Raw genomic sequence first — 14,075 nt, forward strand, 5'->3', positions numbered from 1 at the left:
GCATCGCTCCGCAGTGAGGCGGGTGAGGGTCAGCCGACGAATTCTTCGCGGACGTCGGCCGGTCAGCCGCGTTGTCTGCGAGCACGCAGAGCGGCCCAGCGGCGCAGGCGCTCGGTAATCTGGAACTCGTAGCCGTTGCGGGTGGGCTGGTAGTACGTCTCTCGGTCCATGCCGCTGGGGAAGTAGTCGGCGCCGGAGAAGCCGTCGGCGGTGTCCGGGTCGTACTGGTAGTCCTTGCCGTAGCCGAGATCCTTCATTAGCCGGGTCGGGGCGTTGAGGATGTGGGCGGGTGGCATGAGCGAGCCGGTGCGGAGGGCGGCGCGGTGCGCCGCCTTGCAGCCGCGGTAGATGGCACCGGGACGGTCGCGTCGCGGCAGCCGCTCGACGACCAGATCGTAGGAATTCTCGACCGCGTCGGTGACCAATCGCTGGGTGATGCCGGGCCCCGGTCCCAGCGAGATCCAGTGCCGCTTGTCGAGATAGCGGCCCGGTGTGATCGAGGAGTAGCCGCGTTGTTGCGCGCGGGCGTGTTCGGGTTCGCACTTGACCGTGATGATCTGCTCGTCCGGGTCGTCGGTGATGATCAGGAACACCTTGCCCGCGACCTTGTACACGTCCAGTACGGGGGTGAAGGGGCGTCCGTGGCTGACGTCGGGGAGGGCGAGGGCCGCCTGGCGGGCGGTGCCCTGGAGCCGGTCGCCGGCCGTGCTCACCGGGCCGCCCGCGTGCCGCTGCCGTAGGTGTGCGGGTCGATGGGCTGCTCGGCCTTGGGCAGGTGAGCGACGACGAGCCGGTAGGAGTCGGTGACGAGCTCCCTGACGAGCTCCTTGTCGACGCCTTCCCCGCCCTCCAGCGTGATCCAGTGCTTCTTGTTCATGTGGTAGCCGGGGGTGATATGGCTGTTGTGTTCCCGCAGGGCGAGGGCCTCGCCGGGGTCCGCCTTAAGGACCACGACGGGACGCCCGGGAACCTCGGTCATCAGCATGAACACCTTGCCGCGCACTTTGAAGACCTCCCAGTCGGGGCCGAAGGGATGCTCCAGCTGGGCGCCGGGAAGTTCCTCGGCGCAGTCGGCGGCGGTCTTGTGCAGGGTCGCTCCGTTCATGGGCGGTGGACTTCCTCAGGTGGTGACGGGTTGCGGCATCGATGGACGCGCCAGGGCGCGCCGCGCGTCGCGGCGGCACAACCCATCCTTCCCTCGAAGTCGACAAAAGGGACGGTAGACTGCGGACACGTGATGGTCGATGAGCGACACGCCAGGCCGAGCGGCCAGGCCGGACCGGCCGCGGTTCCGCTGTACGGTTTCCAGCCCCCGGTCGGCACTCCGTACGGGCTTGAGGTGAGCACCGTTGAGGATTTCTTCGCCCAGCACGACGACTGGCCGTGGAATCCGCCTCGTCCGGGCCGCGCCACCTTCCACTACCTCATCGCAGTCACCGAGGGTGAGTTGCGGCACGACGTCGACCACGTCACGCGGACCGTCGCCCCCGGCCAGTGGCTGTGGGTACGTCCAGGGCACGCGCAGTGCTGGCATCCGCCCGGCGCCGCCCGCGGCCCGTTCATCCTGTTCGAGCCGGACGTACTGCGATCCGACATTGCCTGCCTGCTGGCCCCGCTCACCGCGCACGATGCTCCTGCCGTGCTGAGCCCGCATGCCGATGACGCCGCCTGGCTGCAGCAGACGGCGCTCCAGCTCCTGGACGAACACCGCGCGCTCGGGCGTCGCCCTCTTGATGTCCACCACGCCCTGCGGCGCAGCCTGCTCGAATCGCTGCTGCTGCGCCTCGCCAACGCCCCCGGCATCATCCCCACCGGCGCGGCGACGGCCGGCACGGGTCGTGGTGGCACGTACAGGCGGTTCGTGGACGCCCTGGAGCTGCACTTCCGCGAGCTGCACCGGGCCGCGGACTACGCTGAGCTGCTCGGCTGCTCGGTCCGCACCCTCAGCCGCGCCGCCCGGGACGCCACCGGCAAAGGGGTGCGTGAGCTCATCGACGAGCGGCGGCTGCTCGAAGCCCGGCGCCTGCTGGGAGGTGCCCGGTGGGAGGCCCGGACTGTGGCCGCCCACCTCGGCTTCACCGATCCCGCGAACTTCGGCCGCTTCTTCCGCGACCGCACCGGTCTCACGCCGGCCGCGTTCGCGGCCCGCGACGCCACGACCGATCCGTGAGCGGGGTGCGGCGGCCCCGAGTGCTCGCTTCTCAGCCGTCCAGGACGACGACGTGCTTCCCCGGCATGGTGCCGGACTCGAGGCCGGCCTGGGCGTCACGGACCTGTTCCAGGCCGTGGTAGACCTTCCCGACCGGGGCCTTGAGGCTCCCTTCGGCGATGGCCTGGAGCTGCCGGGTGAAGACGTCGGCCGGGAGGTCGGCGGCCTCTCCCGCGTAGGCGGTCAGCCGTACCGTGCTGGGAATCATGAACGGGCTGAAATCGGGGATGGTCCATGCGCCTGCCAGGGCGCCGACGAAGCAGACGGTGCCGTGCACGCGCACGCATCCGAAGGTGTCCGGCAGGACCGTGCAGCCCACCATTTCCAGCGCGGCGTCCACGCCCTCCGGCACGACGTCCCGGACCTTCTCGGCGATCTTCCCGTCGTCCACGATCGGATGGTCGACGCCCACGGCCCGCAGTTCGCCGGCGCGGTCGGCGTGACGTGTGGTGGAGATGACGGTGGCACCGATGTCCGTGGCTAGGATCGCCGCGCTCAGTCCCACGGTGGAGGTGCCGCCGCGGATCAGCAGCGTCTGCCCGGCTTTGAGGCCCAAGCTGGTGCTCAGAGACCCGTAGGCGGTCTGGAACATCTGCGGCAGCGCGCCGACGACGTCCCACGGCAGGCTGGTCTCGAACGGGATGACCTGCTCCGCGGGGACGGTGACGTACTGGGCGTAGGCGCCGTCGTAGGAGCGGCCCATGCCGCCCATCATGGTCGCCACCTGCTGACCAGGCCGCAGTCCGCCGTCCTCGTCGGCCTGGTCGATCACGCCGACGCCCTCGATGCCGGGAACACGGGGGTAGGTGACCACGGCATCCGACTCGCCCTTGCGGGTGGTGACCTCGGACTCGTTGACGCCGAATGCCTTCACCTGGATCCGCACCCAGCCGGGCTTGCGTACGGGTACTGGTATTTCCTTGATCTCCAGCGCGTCCAAGCCGCCGGGGTGGGTGACGACGACGGCCTGCATCGTCGCGGGCGTGGCGTCGCCGGCTGCTGTCGATCGGCTCATACCGAGCTCCTTGTCGTGTTCGCCCCCTGGGATGTGAAGGTGGGGCCAGGGCTCCACGCGCAGGCACCCAGGCGGTCAGCCGGTAGCGGACCTGCGCTATTCCGAATTGCCCGAAGGCTGTCAGGGGCGGTCGATGCCCTCCCACAGGTTGAGGGCCGCCTGGTAGTGGGCGCCGGCCTCGAAGGGAGGGTTGCCGACGCTTCCCGAGGTGGACCGGTCCGTGACCGCGGGCCACAGGCGGGACTGCTCGCCGGTGGCGAAGTCGAGCACGATGTCGCGGATACGCGTGTCACGCTCGGCCTGTGCCGGGCTGCGGCCCGGCTGTTCCTGACCGACCAGGGCGTACGTCTCGGTGCCGTGGTATGCGGGCGCGCCCTCGGCGGGCCCGATCATCAGGAGATGGGCGTCGCCTCCCGCGGCGGCGTGAGCCAGGGCACCGCGGGCCGCGGGGAGCGCGAAGAGGTAGTCCGCCATGAGCGCGGCGCGGACCTCGACCGGCGTACGGCCGCCCTGGTCGTAGGCATCGACGATCTTCTTGGCGCGGGAGCGGGAAATGCGCCACCCCGCGACCTCGTCGGTGACGCGGTCGAGAGTGTGCGGGTCGAACCGGTCGAGGTCGTTCGCCACCCACCAGCCCATGTCGTCGCTGGCCATGCTCAGCAGCACGTCTACATCGCGGTGCGAGCCCGAGGCCAGGAGGTCCATCGGGTGGGCGTGCATCACCGCGCCGGGCTGTCCGGTGTCGAGGACGACGCCGGTGGCCTGGTTGTCCACTCCGCCGCGGACTCCGAGGTCTGTCGGGGCGACCTTGTGCAGGGCGGCCACCAGACCAGCCGTGTCGAGGTCGATCAGCTTCTCAGGGTTGCCCGCGACACCGAGCTCGGTGACGAACCGCTCCGCGAGCTCCTCGGCCCACCAGGCCGGGATGCTACGAGCGGGCCCGCCGGAGAACCCGGCCAGGCGCCGGTACAGGCCGTCGGCGGAGGAGGCGCCGAGCAGCCCGAAGGTGGAGTAGGCGCCGCCGCTGTGGCCGTAGACGGTGACGTTGTCGGGGTCGCCGCCGAAGTGGGCGATATTCCGCTTGATCCAGGTCAGCGCGGCGATGATGTCCTGCAGGAAGAGGTTGCTGGCCTCCGCCAGCCGCCCGCCGTACTGCGAGAGCGAGAGCGCACCCAGTGCGCCGAGCCGGTAGTTGATCGACACGCCCACTACGCGTCCCGTCGCGGCGAGGCCGGAGGCGTTCGAGGTGGTCTGCGTGTTCGCGCCGTACTCGAATCCGCCGCCGTGGATGTACACGGCCACCGGGAGCGCCTGCCCGGCAGGCTCCTCGGGAGCCCACGCGTTCAGGTTCAGGCAGTCCTCGCCCATCCCGCTGTCCGCCTCCAGCCAGTCACCGCTGTCGGGCTGGAGGGACACGACGCCCTTGCGGTCATAGGCGCGGTCTGGATCGAAGTCCATGAGCACGGGGCGGCGGTACCGCTCGGCGGTGGCGTACGGGATCCCCCACCAAGACCGCACCCCTGGTGCAGTCGGGGCCGTAGGTGCGGTGGCGGTCATGGCATCTCCTTCGGGCACAGGGAGGGTGTCGCGTCAGGGCTGCCGCGTCGCCGTCACGGACGGTGAGATCCGCGGCACTCATCCATGATGAGCTCGCTTCCGGCATACCGGCTCGTTGGAGGCGGACAACTCATAGTCGCCAGGAGACACCCCCGGAGCTCCCCCCGATGGCCGCTCGGGATCGAGGGCCCCCTCCGGGTCTTTGCCAGGGAGAGCCAGCCGAGCAGGCACGGGGTCTCCTAGGTACCGAATGCAAGCCTCCTCCGGCGTAGCACCAAAATCCGATCCGATCCGCCTCGAGGGCCGGTTCCCGGCGACCACCGAAGCCGCTCCTTGCCATCCGCGCAGTCCCGCTATAGCCTTACGACCATAAGCTAAACGATCGTAATTCAATGACATAGGGAGTCTGTGATGGCGACACATCGGCCGGTAGCACTCGTAACGGGGGCGTCATCGGGGATCGGTAACACAACCGCTCGCGCCTTCGTCACAGCCGGGTTCGAGGTGATCGGAACCGGACGGAACACCTCGGCACTCACCCCGCCCGCCGGTGTGACCTTCCTCGACCTCGACGTGACCAGTGACGAATCCGTCACCGCCGCCGTCCAGGAAGTGATCGAACGGTTCGGACGGATCGACGTCCTCGTCAACAACGCCGGTCTCGGCTCGGCCGGCGCCGCCGAGGAGAACTCCGTCGCCCAGGCCCAGAGCCTCTTCAACCTCAACTTCTTCGGTCTCGTCCGCATGACGAAGGCCGTCCTGCCGCACATGCGCGCCCAGGGCCGTGGCCGCATCGTCAACCTCTCATCCGTCCTCGGCGTCATCCCGCAGCCCTACATGGCCCTCTACGTCGCCGCGAAGCACGCCATCGAGGGCTACTCCGAGTCCCTGGACCACGAGGTCCGCGAGCACGGCGTCCGCGTCCTGCTCGTCGAGCCCGGCTACACCCGGACCCCCTTCGATGCCAATGCCGCGCAGCCCGACACCCCGATGCCGCTGTATGCGGAGCGGCGGCGTGTCTTCGACGAAGTGGTCGCTGCGGCGATGAAGACCGGCGACGACACCGCCGTCGTCGCCAAGGAGATCGTCACGGCAGCCACCGCCCCGAAACCGAGGCTGCGCTACACCGCCGGACCGCTCGCCTCACGCATCACCACCGCGCGACGCCTCGTCCCCGCCGGGATCTTCGACAAGCAGATCCGCAGATTCAACCGGATGCCCGGCTGACGTCGCACCCGGCCCATCGACCTGCAGTGCGCGCGAGAGGCGCGTTCAGCCTGACCTGGCAAGGAGCATCACCATGGGAATCAGCTCGCAAGCACAGCAGTTTGCGCAGTTCCTCGAAAGCGTGCGCGCGAAGGCGTCGACTCCGGGCCTCGACCTGGCCGTCGTCCGCGACATCGTCGACACACATGCTTCGGCATCGACCGAGCCGGAAGGCGTCACCTACGCCGAGGTGGACGCGGACGGCGTCCCCGCCCTGTGGGCCATCCCTGAGGGCGCCGACCCCGACAAGGCGCTGCTCCACTTCCATTTCGGCGGATCGGTCGCGGCCTCGATTGCATCGGACCGCAAGGCCGCCGGCCACATCGCCAAGGCGGCCGGAGCCCGCTCACTCGTCGTGGGCTTCCGCCTGGCGCCCGAGCATCCCCACCCGGCGCAGATCGACGACGCCGAGACCGCTTACCGCTGGCTGCTCGCGCAGGGCTACGAGCCGCGGAACATCGGCAGCACCGGCCACTCCATCGGCGGCACGCTCGCGGTCGCGCTGCCGCTGCGCCTGCTCGCCAAGGGCGAGGCAGTCCCTGGGGCGATCATCAGCATCTCGCCGTGGACCGACCTCACCATCAGCAACCCGAAGGTGGACGAGAACGAGGAATTCGACAAGATGCTCAGCCGGGGCATCCTCGAGCAGTTCCGAGCGGCTTGGCTGCAGGACCCCGGCGTGGACTTCACCGACCCCGATATCAGCATCGCGAACGCCGACCTGACCGGCCTGCCGCCCACGGCCCTCCACTACGGCGAGTACGAGACGCTTGCCGGCGAGGCAGCCGACTTCGGCCGCCGGCTCGCCTACTTCAAGATCCTCTCCGAGGTCCGCCCGCTGCCCGAGGGCCAGCACTCGTTCATCCTGGGCGCGGGGCGCGTGCCCGAGGTGGACCGGGCGATCGAGCAGATGGGTCAGTGGCTCCGCCGGCACCTCGGCAGCTGATGTGGAAGCTGCCCGGACATGCGCATCGTCCGCCGAGAAGGCAACCGAGAAGACCACGCAAAGGGATGGCTGACATGAAGGCATTCGTCGTCGAGAAGTACGGCAAGGACGGGCTACGCGCCGCAGACGTTCCCGTGCCCACCGTCGGGGACGGCGACGTCCTGGTCCGAGTGAGCGCCACCAGCATCAACCCGCTGGACAAAATGGTCCGCAACGGGGAGTTCAAACGACTCCTGAAGTACAAGCCTCCGTTCGTGCTCGGCCACGACGTCGCCGGCATCGTGACGCAGGTCGGGTCGGCCGTGCGCGACTTGACAGTCGGCGACGAGGTCTACGCACGTCCCCGCGACCTGCGGATCGGAGGCTTCGCCGAGTTCATTGCGATCGACCAGGACGACGTCTCGCCCAAGCCGGAGTCACTCACCCTGCGCGAGGCGGCCGCGGTGCCGCTGGTGGCCTTGGCCGCCTGGCAGATCCTCGTCGACCGCGCCCACGTGATGCCGGGTCAGAAGGTGCTCATCCACGCCGGTGCCGGTGGCCTCGGATCGACGGTCATCCAGCTCGCCAAGCACCTCGGTGCCACGGTGGCGACGACCACGAACTCTCGCACCGAGAAGTTGGTCAGGAGCCTCGGCGCAGACATCGTCGTCGACTACACCAAGGAAGACTTCTCGCAGGTGCTGTCCGGCTACGACCTGGTGCTGGACTCCCTTGGCGGGGCGAACCTCGAGAAGTCGCTGACTGTGCTGAAGCCGGGCGGCCTGGCCATCGGTGTCGTCGGCCCGCCGGACGTCGGGTTTGCCAGGCAACTCGACGCCCCGTCGTTCATGGGCGTGGTCATGACCGCGCTCAGCCGCAAAGTGCGCAAGCAGGCCAAGGCCCTGGGTGTGCGCTATCAGTTCTTTTTCATGAAGGCCAGCGGCGCCCAGCTCCGTGAACTCGGCGCCCTGTACGACAACGGACAGCTCCGCCCGGTCATCGACCGAACGTTCCCCTTCGACCAGACGCTCGAGGCGATGGCGTACGTCGAGCAGGGCCGTACCACGGCCGGAAAGGTCGTGATCTCGATGGCGCCCGACAACGACTGAATCGGGCCGGCTGCAGAGAAGGCGTGTCGGTACTCCAAGACACCGTCAGCACACCATTGGAGTACGTTCGCAATCCAATACGATGGCGAAGCGCGGGTGACCCTTCCGGAGCACAAAGGAGCGAGCTCGTGACGCGTTACGGGAAAGAGCACAAGCAGGCGACGAGGCAACGGATCATCGAGACCGCCGGCCGCCGGTTCAAGCGGGACGGTATCGACGGCTCAGGCATCTCGACGCTGATGGCGGACGCCGGACTGACCAACGGCGCCTTCTACACCCACTTCGCATCCAAGGACGACCTCGTGGCCAGCGCGGTCGCGGACCAGTTGCGCACCCAGTACGCGAACGTCATCGAGCGAGCGGCCCCCGGCATCGCCGGAGTCGAGCAGATCGTACGGTGGTATCTGTCGCCCCAGCACCGCGACAGTCCCGACGACGGCTGCCCCTCCGCGGCACTCCTCGATGAGATCGGGCGCTGCGCGGACGAGACCAAGCAGGCGTACACCGACGGCGTGCTCGCCGTCATCGACGGCATCGCCGCTCGCCTGGCGCCCGCCGATCCGCGCTCGGTGCACACGAGGATCCTCAGCGTCTACGCCATGATGGTCGGGACGCTGCAGCTCTCCCGCGCCCTGGCCGACCGGCGACTCTCCGACGAACTCCTCGAAGAGGGCATCCGCAACGCGCTCACCCTGCTCAGCGCACAGGAATCCCGCTGACAACCTGAATTGGAAGGCTCGTATACGCATGCCCAGGCCATTGGTTGCTCTGGATCTGGTGGCGGGTCGACGCTCGTGGAGTGGGCCGGGCTTGTCGCCGGCGGGAGGAGAGCTGGCGCCCCGTGCCGTGCAGGGGGTGGCCTGATTGCCCGCAGGCACGAAGGTCGGGAGTGTCTCGCGCACGCGGTACGAGGAGATCGAGCGCATCCTGAACCCGCCCAGGCATCCGCGGACGGGGAAGTTCGAGTGGACGGGGGACGCGGCGAAACGGCTGGTGGGCCGGCGGGTGGAGACTCCTCAGTCGGTTCAGGAGAAGGTGGAGGCGGTCTACGACCTGGCCACCGATGAGCAGGCGGCCGCGCGGGTGGCGACGGACTTCCTGCGCCGGCCCCGATCCCCGTCTTTCAGGCGCGGCCTGGCCAAGGCCGGCAGCGGTCAGATCGTGCTCGCGCAGCGGGGTGAAATCCACGTCCAACTTCGAAAGCGCGGTCGGGTTCCTGCCCTGGCCCGATCGGCTGACTCGCCTCGGCGGGCGGCTGCTGTTCCACCCCAGGGCCGAGGCCATCACCTGGGCGCTGGTGCGCAGCATGATCCGCCTCGCGCCAGGGCTGGGCTTGCGGCTGCTCACCGGTGAGCTATCCGTCCTGCCCGCCGGGCAGGTACTGGCCCGGCTGCACGCCACCGACCGCGCCAGGCTGGCCGAACTGTACGCCTCGATTCGCTCGGGCCACGGCTTCGTCGCCCACATGCTCCCGGTGACCGACTGCATCGCCCGCGTCGGCCAGCCCGCCCTGGTGATCGCCAGCCGCAACGACCGCCCAGTGCCCTTCGCCCACGCCCAGTCCCTGGCCGCGGCAGTCCCGCGAGCAACGCTGGTGGAAAGCCACGCCGACACCCACATGATCTGGCTCGGCCCCGACTACCGCGCCATCGCCGCCACGATCCGCGCATTCCTGCAGCCCAATCACCGCATTGCCCCACCCGGTAGCCGGGTGTCCACTGCCCCCCACCACGTATCCAGTCACGTTGATCATCTGACCTGGCCGCTGCCGATATCCACGGGCGTCCCACGCCGTGCGAGGCGAGGACGCCCTGGCATGCCTGGAGGCCCCCATGCCGGTCAGCTTCCTGTCCCCCGAACAACGCAGCCGATACGGCGTCTTCAACGCCGTCCCCGACATCACCCAGCTGGGGCCTTCTTCCACCTCGATGCCGACGACCGGCGCCGGGCGATGGCCGCCAACGGCGCTCGCAACCAGCTCGGCTGGGCCGTGCACCTGGGCACCGCCCGGTTCTTGAACTGCTTCCTCGACGATCCCGAGGACGTTCCCGCCGCGGTGGTCGACTAGGTCGCCGAGCAGCTCGGCCTGCAAGCAGCCGACCTGAAGGGATACGGCGAGAAGGTGGCCCGCTGGGATCACCGCGAGCAGATCCGCACCAGCTACGGCTACACCGCCTTCGCGGGCGAGCAGTGGTCCGCGCTGGCCTGCTGGTTCTGCAAACGGGCCTGGACCACCGGCGAGCGCCCGATCGTGCTGTTCGACCTGGCCACCCACCGCCTGGTGGAGGCCAAGATCCTGCTTCCCGGCGTCACCACCCTGGAACGGCTGATCGCCGCGCTCCGCGAGCGCGTCGCCACCCGCCAGTACGCGCTGCTGGCCGCCGCCCCCAGCCCCAACCAGGCCACCGTCCTGGAGAACCTGGTCAAGGTCGAGGCGGGCCGGCGCGTCTCCCGGCTGGACCGATTACGCAAAAGCCCCACCGACGTCAGCGGCACCGGCCTGGTCAGAGCCCTGGACGGGTACGTAGAACTGCGCGACCTGGGCGCGGCCGGCTGGGACCTGAGCACGGTGCCGCGTCAACGGATGTAACACCAGCCCCGGTTCACCGTTCCGCTGCCTACTGGCAGGCGAGTTTCAGCGATCCCTTCGGACCACTGCGTGCCAGAGAGGTCGACGTACTGCTGGCCTGGCTCCCGGTCGAGGAGCGCGACCTCACCGTGGGCCCGATCATCTCCACCGAACACCCCGTGCTGGCCGTGTCAGCCACGCATCGACTGGCCACGCGGACATCGGTGAGCTACGAAGACCTCGGCGACGAGATCGTCATGGGCGGCGCCCACCCCGGCTACTGGCGCGAGGCGATCGTCCCCACCCGCACCCCCAGCGGCCGGCCCATCCGCATCGGACCGACCGTCTCCACCGGCGAGGAAATGCTCCCCATCCTCGCCGCCGGAGAGGCCGTCTCACCGGTTTACGGTCACTCCACCCGCTACACCCGCTACTACGTCCGGCCCGACACGGTTCATGTGCCCATCCGCGACGCGCCGCCGCTGCGCTGGGCACTCATCTGGAGCACCGCAGCAGAGAACGACCTCATCCGCCACTTCGCCCACGCTGCCCGCGACGTCGGCGAACTCGAATTCTGAACGAAGGGCCCTGCGCGTCGCCGAGCAGCGGTGCCACGTCGGGACGGAAAGACCCACCTACGATCAGGAAGAGTTCGCGGCGCCGGCGTAGCGGCGGGCCAGGTGCGCGAAGGCGTCCTTGAGCGCGGCCGGGCCGACGACCTCGATGTCGGCGTCGAACCTGCCGACGCTCGCGGCCAGCCCGATCCATGACCAGGAACCCAGGACGAGCCTGCACCGGTCCGGGCCCAGCTCCTCCACGACCCCCTCATGGACGTAGGGGGACACGGCGGCGGCCGGCAGGCCCAGGATGACCTCGCCGCGGCAGGGCCAGTCGCCGGAGCCGCCGGAGCCCCGGAACCGATCGGCCACGAACGCGGCCACCCCTCCCCCGGGCAGCTCACGCGGGGTGAAGCGGGGCCCGGCCGGGGTGCGCGGCGCGATCCGGTCGGCCCGGAAGGTACGCCAGTCCTCCCGGTCGAGATCCCAGGCCACGAGATACCAGCGCCCGCCCCAGGTGACGAGGTGGTGGGGCTCCACCCGGCGCGGCGGACTCGACGCACCGCCGTCGCCTCCCGGCGAGGCGTAGTCGAAACGCAGCACCTCCCGCGCACGTACGGCGGCGCCGACCGACACCAGCACCCCGCTGTCGACCTGGGGATCGGGCGCATACCGCTCGACAGCGGTGATCTGGAGGGCGTCGATGCGGTGGCGCAACCGTGCCGGCATGACCTGCCGGACGGTGGTCAGCGCACGGGCCGCGGCCTCCTCGATGCCGGCGCCGGTCGTCGTGGCGGCCTGGAGCGCGATGGCCAGGGCGACGGCCTGCTCGTCGTCGAACAGCAGCGGCGGCAACCGCGTACCCGCGTCGAGCCGATAACCGCCGTCGGGGCCCTTGACGGCCACGATCGGATAGCCGAGCTCACGCAGCCGGTCGACGTCGCGGCGCACGGTGCGCGGGCTGATGCCGAGCCGCTCGGCCAGCAGCGCCCCCGGCCAGTCCCGGCGCGCCTGAAGCAGCGAGAGCAACGACAGCAGCCGGGACGAGGTTTTCTGCACCCACCCAGTATCGCCCGAAGAAGAGGCCACAACCTGACCGCTACCCCTGGGAGTGTGGTCGGCAACCGGGAAGACAACCGACAAAAGGAGCACACCGTGTCCGTGAACACCGTGACCCACCTGAACTTCCGCGGAGACGCCCAGGCGGCGCTCACCTTCTACCAGTCCGTGTTCGGCGGGGACCTGGCCGTGGTCACCTACAAGGACGCCGGCAACGTCCAGGAGCCGTCCGAGGCCGACCAGGTGATGTGGGGCCAGGTGAGCTCCGCCGACGGATTCCGGATCATGGCCTACGACGTGCCCTCACGCCTGCCCTACAGCCGGGGGGAGAACGCGTTCTTCGTCTCGGTGCGCGGCGAGACGGCCGAGGAGATCACCGCGTACTGGGAGAAGCTCTCCGAAGGGGCGAGCGTCGTCCAGCCCCTCGCGCCCGCGCAGTGGGCCCCGCTGTACGGGATGCTGACGGACCGGTTCGGCGTCACCTGGGTGATCGACGTCGTCAGCCCGTACGACGCGTCCTGATCACCTGCGGCAGGATGATCGCATGACTGTGCTCGACACCCGGACACTCAACCGCGCGACGCTGGCGCGGCAGCTGCTGCTCGACCGCGCCGACTTACCGGTGCCGGACGCCGTCGCGCACCTGTGCGGCCTGCAGGCGCAGGAGCCGCAGGAGCCGTTCGTGGGGCTCTGGTCGCGGCTGCGCGCGTTCGACCCCGCGGTGCTCTCGGACCTGCTGACCGGGCGGCGCCTGGTGCGGACCATTCTCATGCGCCGCACCGTCCACCTCCTCACCGCCGAAGACGCCCTGGCCTGGCGCGCCCGCCACGACGCCATGCTGCGCCAGCGGATGCTCGGGACCTACCGCCGCGAGCTCGACGGGGTGGACCTCGACGAGCTCCTGGCGGCGGGCCTGGCGGTGATGGCCGACGGGCAACCCCGCTCGATGGGCGAGATCGGGCGGGCGGTCGCCGACCGCTGGCCGGCGCCGGGGCCGCGGGTGCTGGGCGAGATGCTGGTCGCCGCCCTCATCCCGATGGTGCAACTGCCGCCGCGCGGGTTGTGGCGGACGAAGGCGGGCGTACGCAACGCGCTGCTGTCCTCCTGGCTGGGGCGCGAGATCGACCCGCCCGCCCCGAACGGCTCGGACCCGGTCGGCCAGGCGCTGGTGCGGCGCTACCTGGCCGCCTACGGCCCGGCCGCCTCGGCCGACCTGCGCGCCTGGTGCGGCCTGGCCGGGCTGCCGGCCGCGGTGGCCGCGGTACGCGACGAGCTCGTCTCCTTCCGCGACGAGCGGGGCCGGGAACTGCTGGACCTGCCCGACGCGCCACGTCCCGACCCGGACACGCCCGCGCCGGTGCGGTTCCTGCCCGCCTTCGACAACGCGATCCTCGGCTACCACGACCGCGGCCGGATCATCGACGACGCCCACCGCGGCCTGTCGGTGGCCGGCGCACGCGTGGTCCTGGTCGACGGCCGGGTCGCCGCGACCTGGACCGTCGAGGCCGGCACGGTGGCCGTCACGCCGCTGGTCGAACTGTCCGGAGCCGACCGCGACGCCGTCGCCGAGCAGGGGCGGGAGCTGGCAGCGTTCCTGTCCGCCGACTCCGGTGACTCCGACTGCTCCGGTGACTCCGGCGGCGTCAGTCACCGCGTGCGGATCGGCGCCGGCTGAGGCGCCTCACCCGGCGGCCGGTGGACGCCTCGCCCGGGCCTCGGGGAACCCCTGCCCCGGGGTCGAAGCCGGCGCCGTCGTCGGTCACCTCGATCAGCAGCATGCCGTACCGCGGCGTGGGGATGCGCACCGGC

14 protein-coding genes and 1 pseudogene are annotated in these 14,075 nt (G+C 70.1%); 10 read left to right on the top strand and 5 right to left on the bottom strand.

Annotation, left to right across the window (positions count from 1 at the left end; translation table 11 throughout):
• Nucleotides 1-62: 62 nt before the first annotated feature.
• Nucleotides 63-713 carry an MmcQ/YjbR family DNA-binding protein gene (locus tag ACFKCF_RS47120; protein WP_394501900.1) on the bottom strand — a complete coding sequence of 217 codons (651 nt, stop codon included), beginning with the start codon at nt 711-713 and terminating at the stop codon, nt 63-65.
• Entirely contained in the window at nt 710-1,105 is a 396-nt protein-coding gene (locus ACFKCF_RS47125) for an MmcQ/YjbR family DNA-binding protein (RefSeq protein ID WP_394501901.1), read from the bottom strand. Before ACFKCF_RS47125 ends, ACFKCF_RS47120 begins: the two co-directional genes overlap by 4 nt.
• A gap of 132 nt (nt 1,106-1,237) precedes the next feature.
• On the opposite strand from ACFKCF_RS47125, the gene ACFKCF_RS47130 reads away from it, so the two are divergent.
• Nucleotides 1,238-2,170, top strand: a complete 933-nt coding sequence (locus tag ACFKCF_RS47130; protein ID WP_394501979.1) for a helix-turn-helix domain-containing protein — start codon at nt 1,238-1,240, stop codon at nt 2,168-2,170.
• 31 nt (nt 2,171-2,201) lie between these two features.
• Here the strand turns inward: ACFKCF_RS47130 and ACFKCF_RS47135 are convergent, their stop codons facing one another.
• Both ACFKCF_RS47135 and ACFKCF_RS47140 read right to left on the bottom strand, forming a co-directional pair.
• A complete protein-coding gene (locus tag ACFKCF_RS47135) occupies nt 2,202-3,224 on the bottom strand; it encodes an alcohol dehydrogenase catalytic domain-containing protein (RefSeq protein WP_394501902.1) in 1,023 nt (340 codons plus the stop codon).
• A gap of 120 nt (nt 3,225-3,344) precedes the next feature.
• Entirely contained in the window at nt 3,345-4,781 is a 1,437-nt protein-coding gene (locus ACFKCF_RS47140) for a carboxylesterase family protein (protein ID WP_394501904.1), read from the bottom strand.
• A 411-nt stretch (nt 4,782-5,192) separates the two neighbouring features.
• Here ACFKCF_RS47140 and ACFKCF_RS47145 point away from each other — a divergent pair, with 411 nt between their 5' ends.
• The 7 genes and pseudogenes from ACFKCF_RS47145 (at nt 5,193) to ACFKCF_RS47175 (ending at nt 11,228) form a co-directional block, all read left to right on the top strand.
• Nucleotides 5,193-6,008: an oxidoreductase gene (locus ACFKCF_RS47145; RefSeq protein ID WP_394501906.1), complete on the top strand. Its 816-nt coding sequence runs from the start codon at nt 5,193-5,195 to the stop codon at nt 6,006-6,008.
• 73 nt (nt 6,009-6,081) lie between these two features.
• Entirely contained in the window at nt 6,082-6,993 is a 912-nt protein-coding gene (locus tag ACFKCF_RS47150) for an alpha/beta hydrolase fold domain-containing protein (RefSeq protein WP_394501908.1), read from the top strand.
• Between the two features lie 74 nt (nt 6,994-7,067).
• Nucleotides 7,068-8,081: an NADP-dependent oxidoreductase gene (locus tag ACFKCF_RS47155; protein WP_394501910.1), complete on the top strand. Its 1,014-nt coding sequence runs from the start codon at nt 7,068-7,070 to the stop codon at nt 8,079-8,081.
• A gap of 128 nt (nt 8,082-8,209) precedes the next feature.
• Nucleotides 8,210-8,800, top strand: a complete 591-nt coding sequence (locus tag ACFKCF_RS47160; protein ID WP_394501912.1) for a TetR/AcrR family transcriptional regulator — start codon at nt 8,210-8,212, stop codon at nt 8,798-8,800.
• A 145-nt stretch (nt 8,801-8,945) separates the two neighbouring features.
• On the top strand, nt 8,946-9,434 hold the full coding sequence (locus tag ACFKCF_RS47165) for a DUF6192 family protein (RefSeq protein WP_394501914.1): 489 nt from the start codon (nt 8,946-8,948) through the stop codon (nt 9,432-9,434).
• Between the two features lie 112 nt (nt 9,435-9,546).
• Nucleotides 9,547-10,671: pseudogene (locus ACFKCF_RS47170) on the top strand (DUF4158 domain-containing protein).
• A gap of 65 nt (nt 10,672-10,736) precedes the next feature.
• A complete protein-coding gene (locus ACFKCF_RS47175) occupies nt 10,737-11,228 on the top strand; it encodes a LysR substrate-binding domain-containing protein (protein WP_394501981.1) in 492 nt (163 codons plus the stop codon).
• 63 nt (nt 11,229-11,291) lie between these two features.
• Here the strand turns inward: ACFKCF_RS47175 and ACFKCF_RS47180 are convergent, their stop codons facing one another.
• Entirely contained in the window at nt 11,292-12,266 is a 975-nt protein-coding gene (locus ACFKCF_RS47180; RefSeq protein ID WP_394501916.1) for a helix-turn-helix transcriptional regulator, read from the bottom strand.
• 96 nt (nt 12,267-12,362) lie between these two features.
• On the opposite strand from ACFKCF_RS47180, the gene ACFKCF_RS47185 reads away from it, so the two are divergent.
• Together ACFKCF_RS47185 and ACFKCF_RS47190 are read left to right on the top strand one after the other, a co-directional pair.
• Complete coding sequence (locus ACFKCF_RS47185) at nt 12,363-12,788, top strand: VOC family protein (protein ID WP_394501918.1); 426 nt, start codon at nt 12,363-12,365, stop codon at nt 12,786-12,788.
• 22 nt (nt 12,789-12,810) lie between these two features.
• Nucleotides 12,811-13,941 (top strand): winged helix DNA-binding domain-containing protein, encoded by a 1,131-nt coding sequence (locus tag ACFKCF_RS47190; RefSeq protein WP_394501920.1) that lies wholly within the window; start codon nt 12,811-12,813, stop codon nt 13,939-13,941.
• Nucleotides 13,942-14,075: the final 134 nt, after the last annotated feature.

This window comes from Nonomuraea sp. JJY05, assembly GCF_043496855.1.
Classification (GTDB): Bacteria; Actinomycetota; Actinomycetes; order Streptosporangiales; family Streptosporangiaceae; genus Nonomuraea.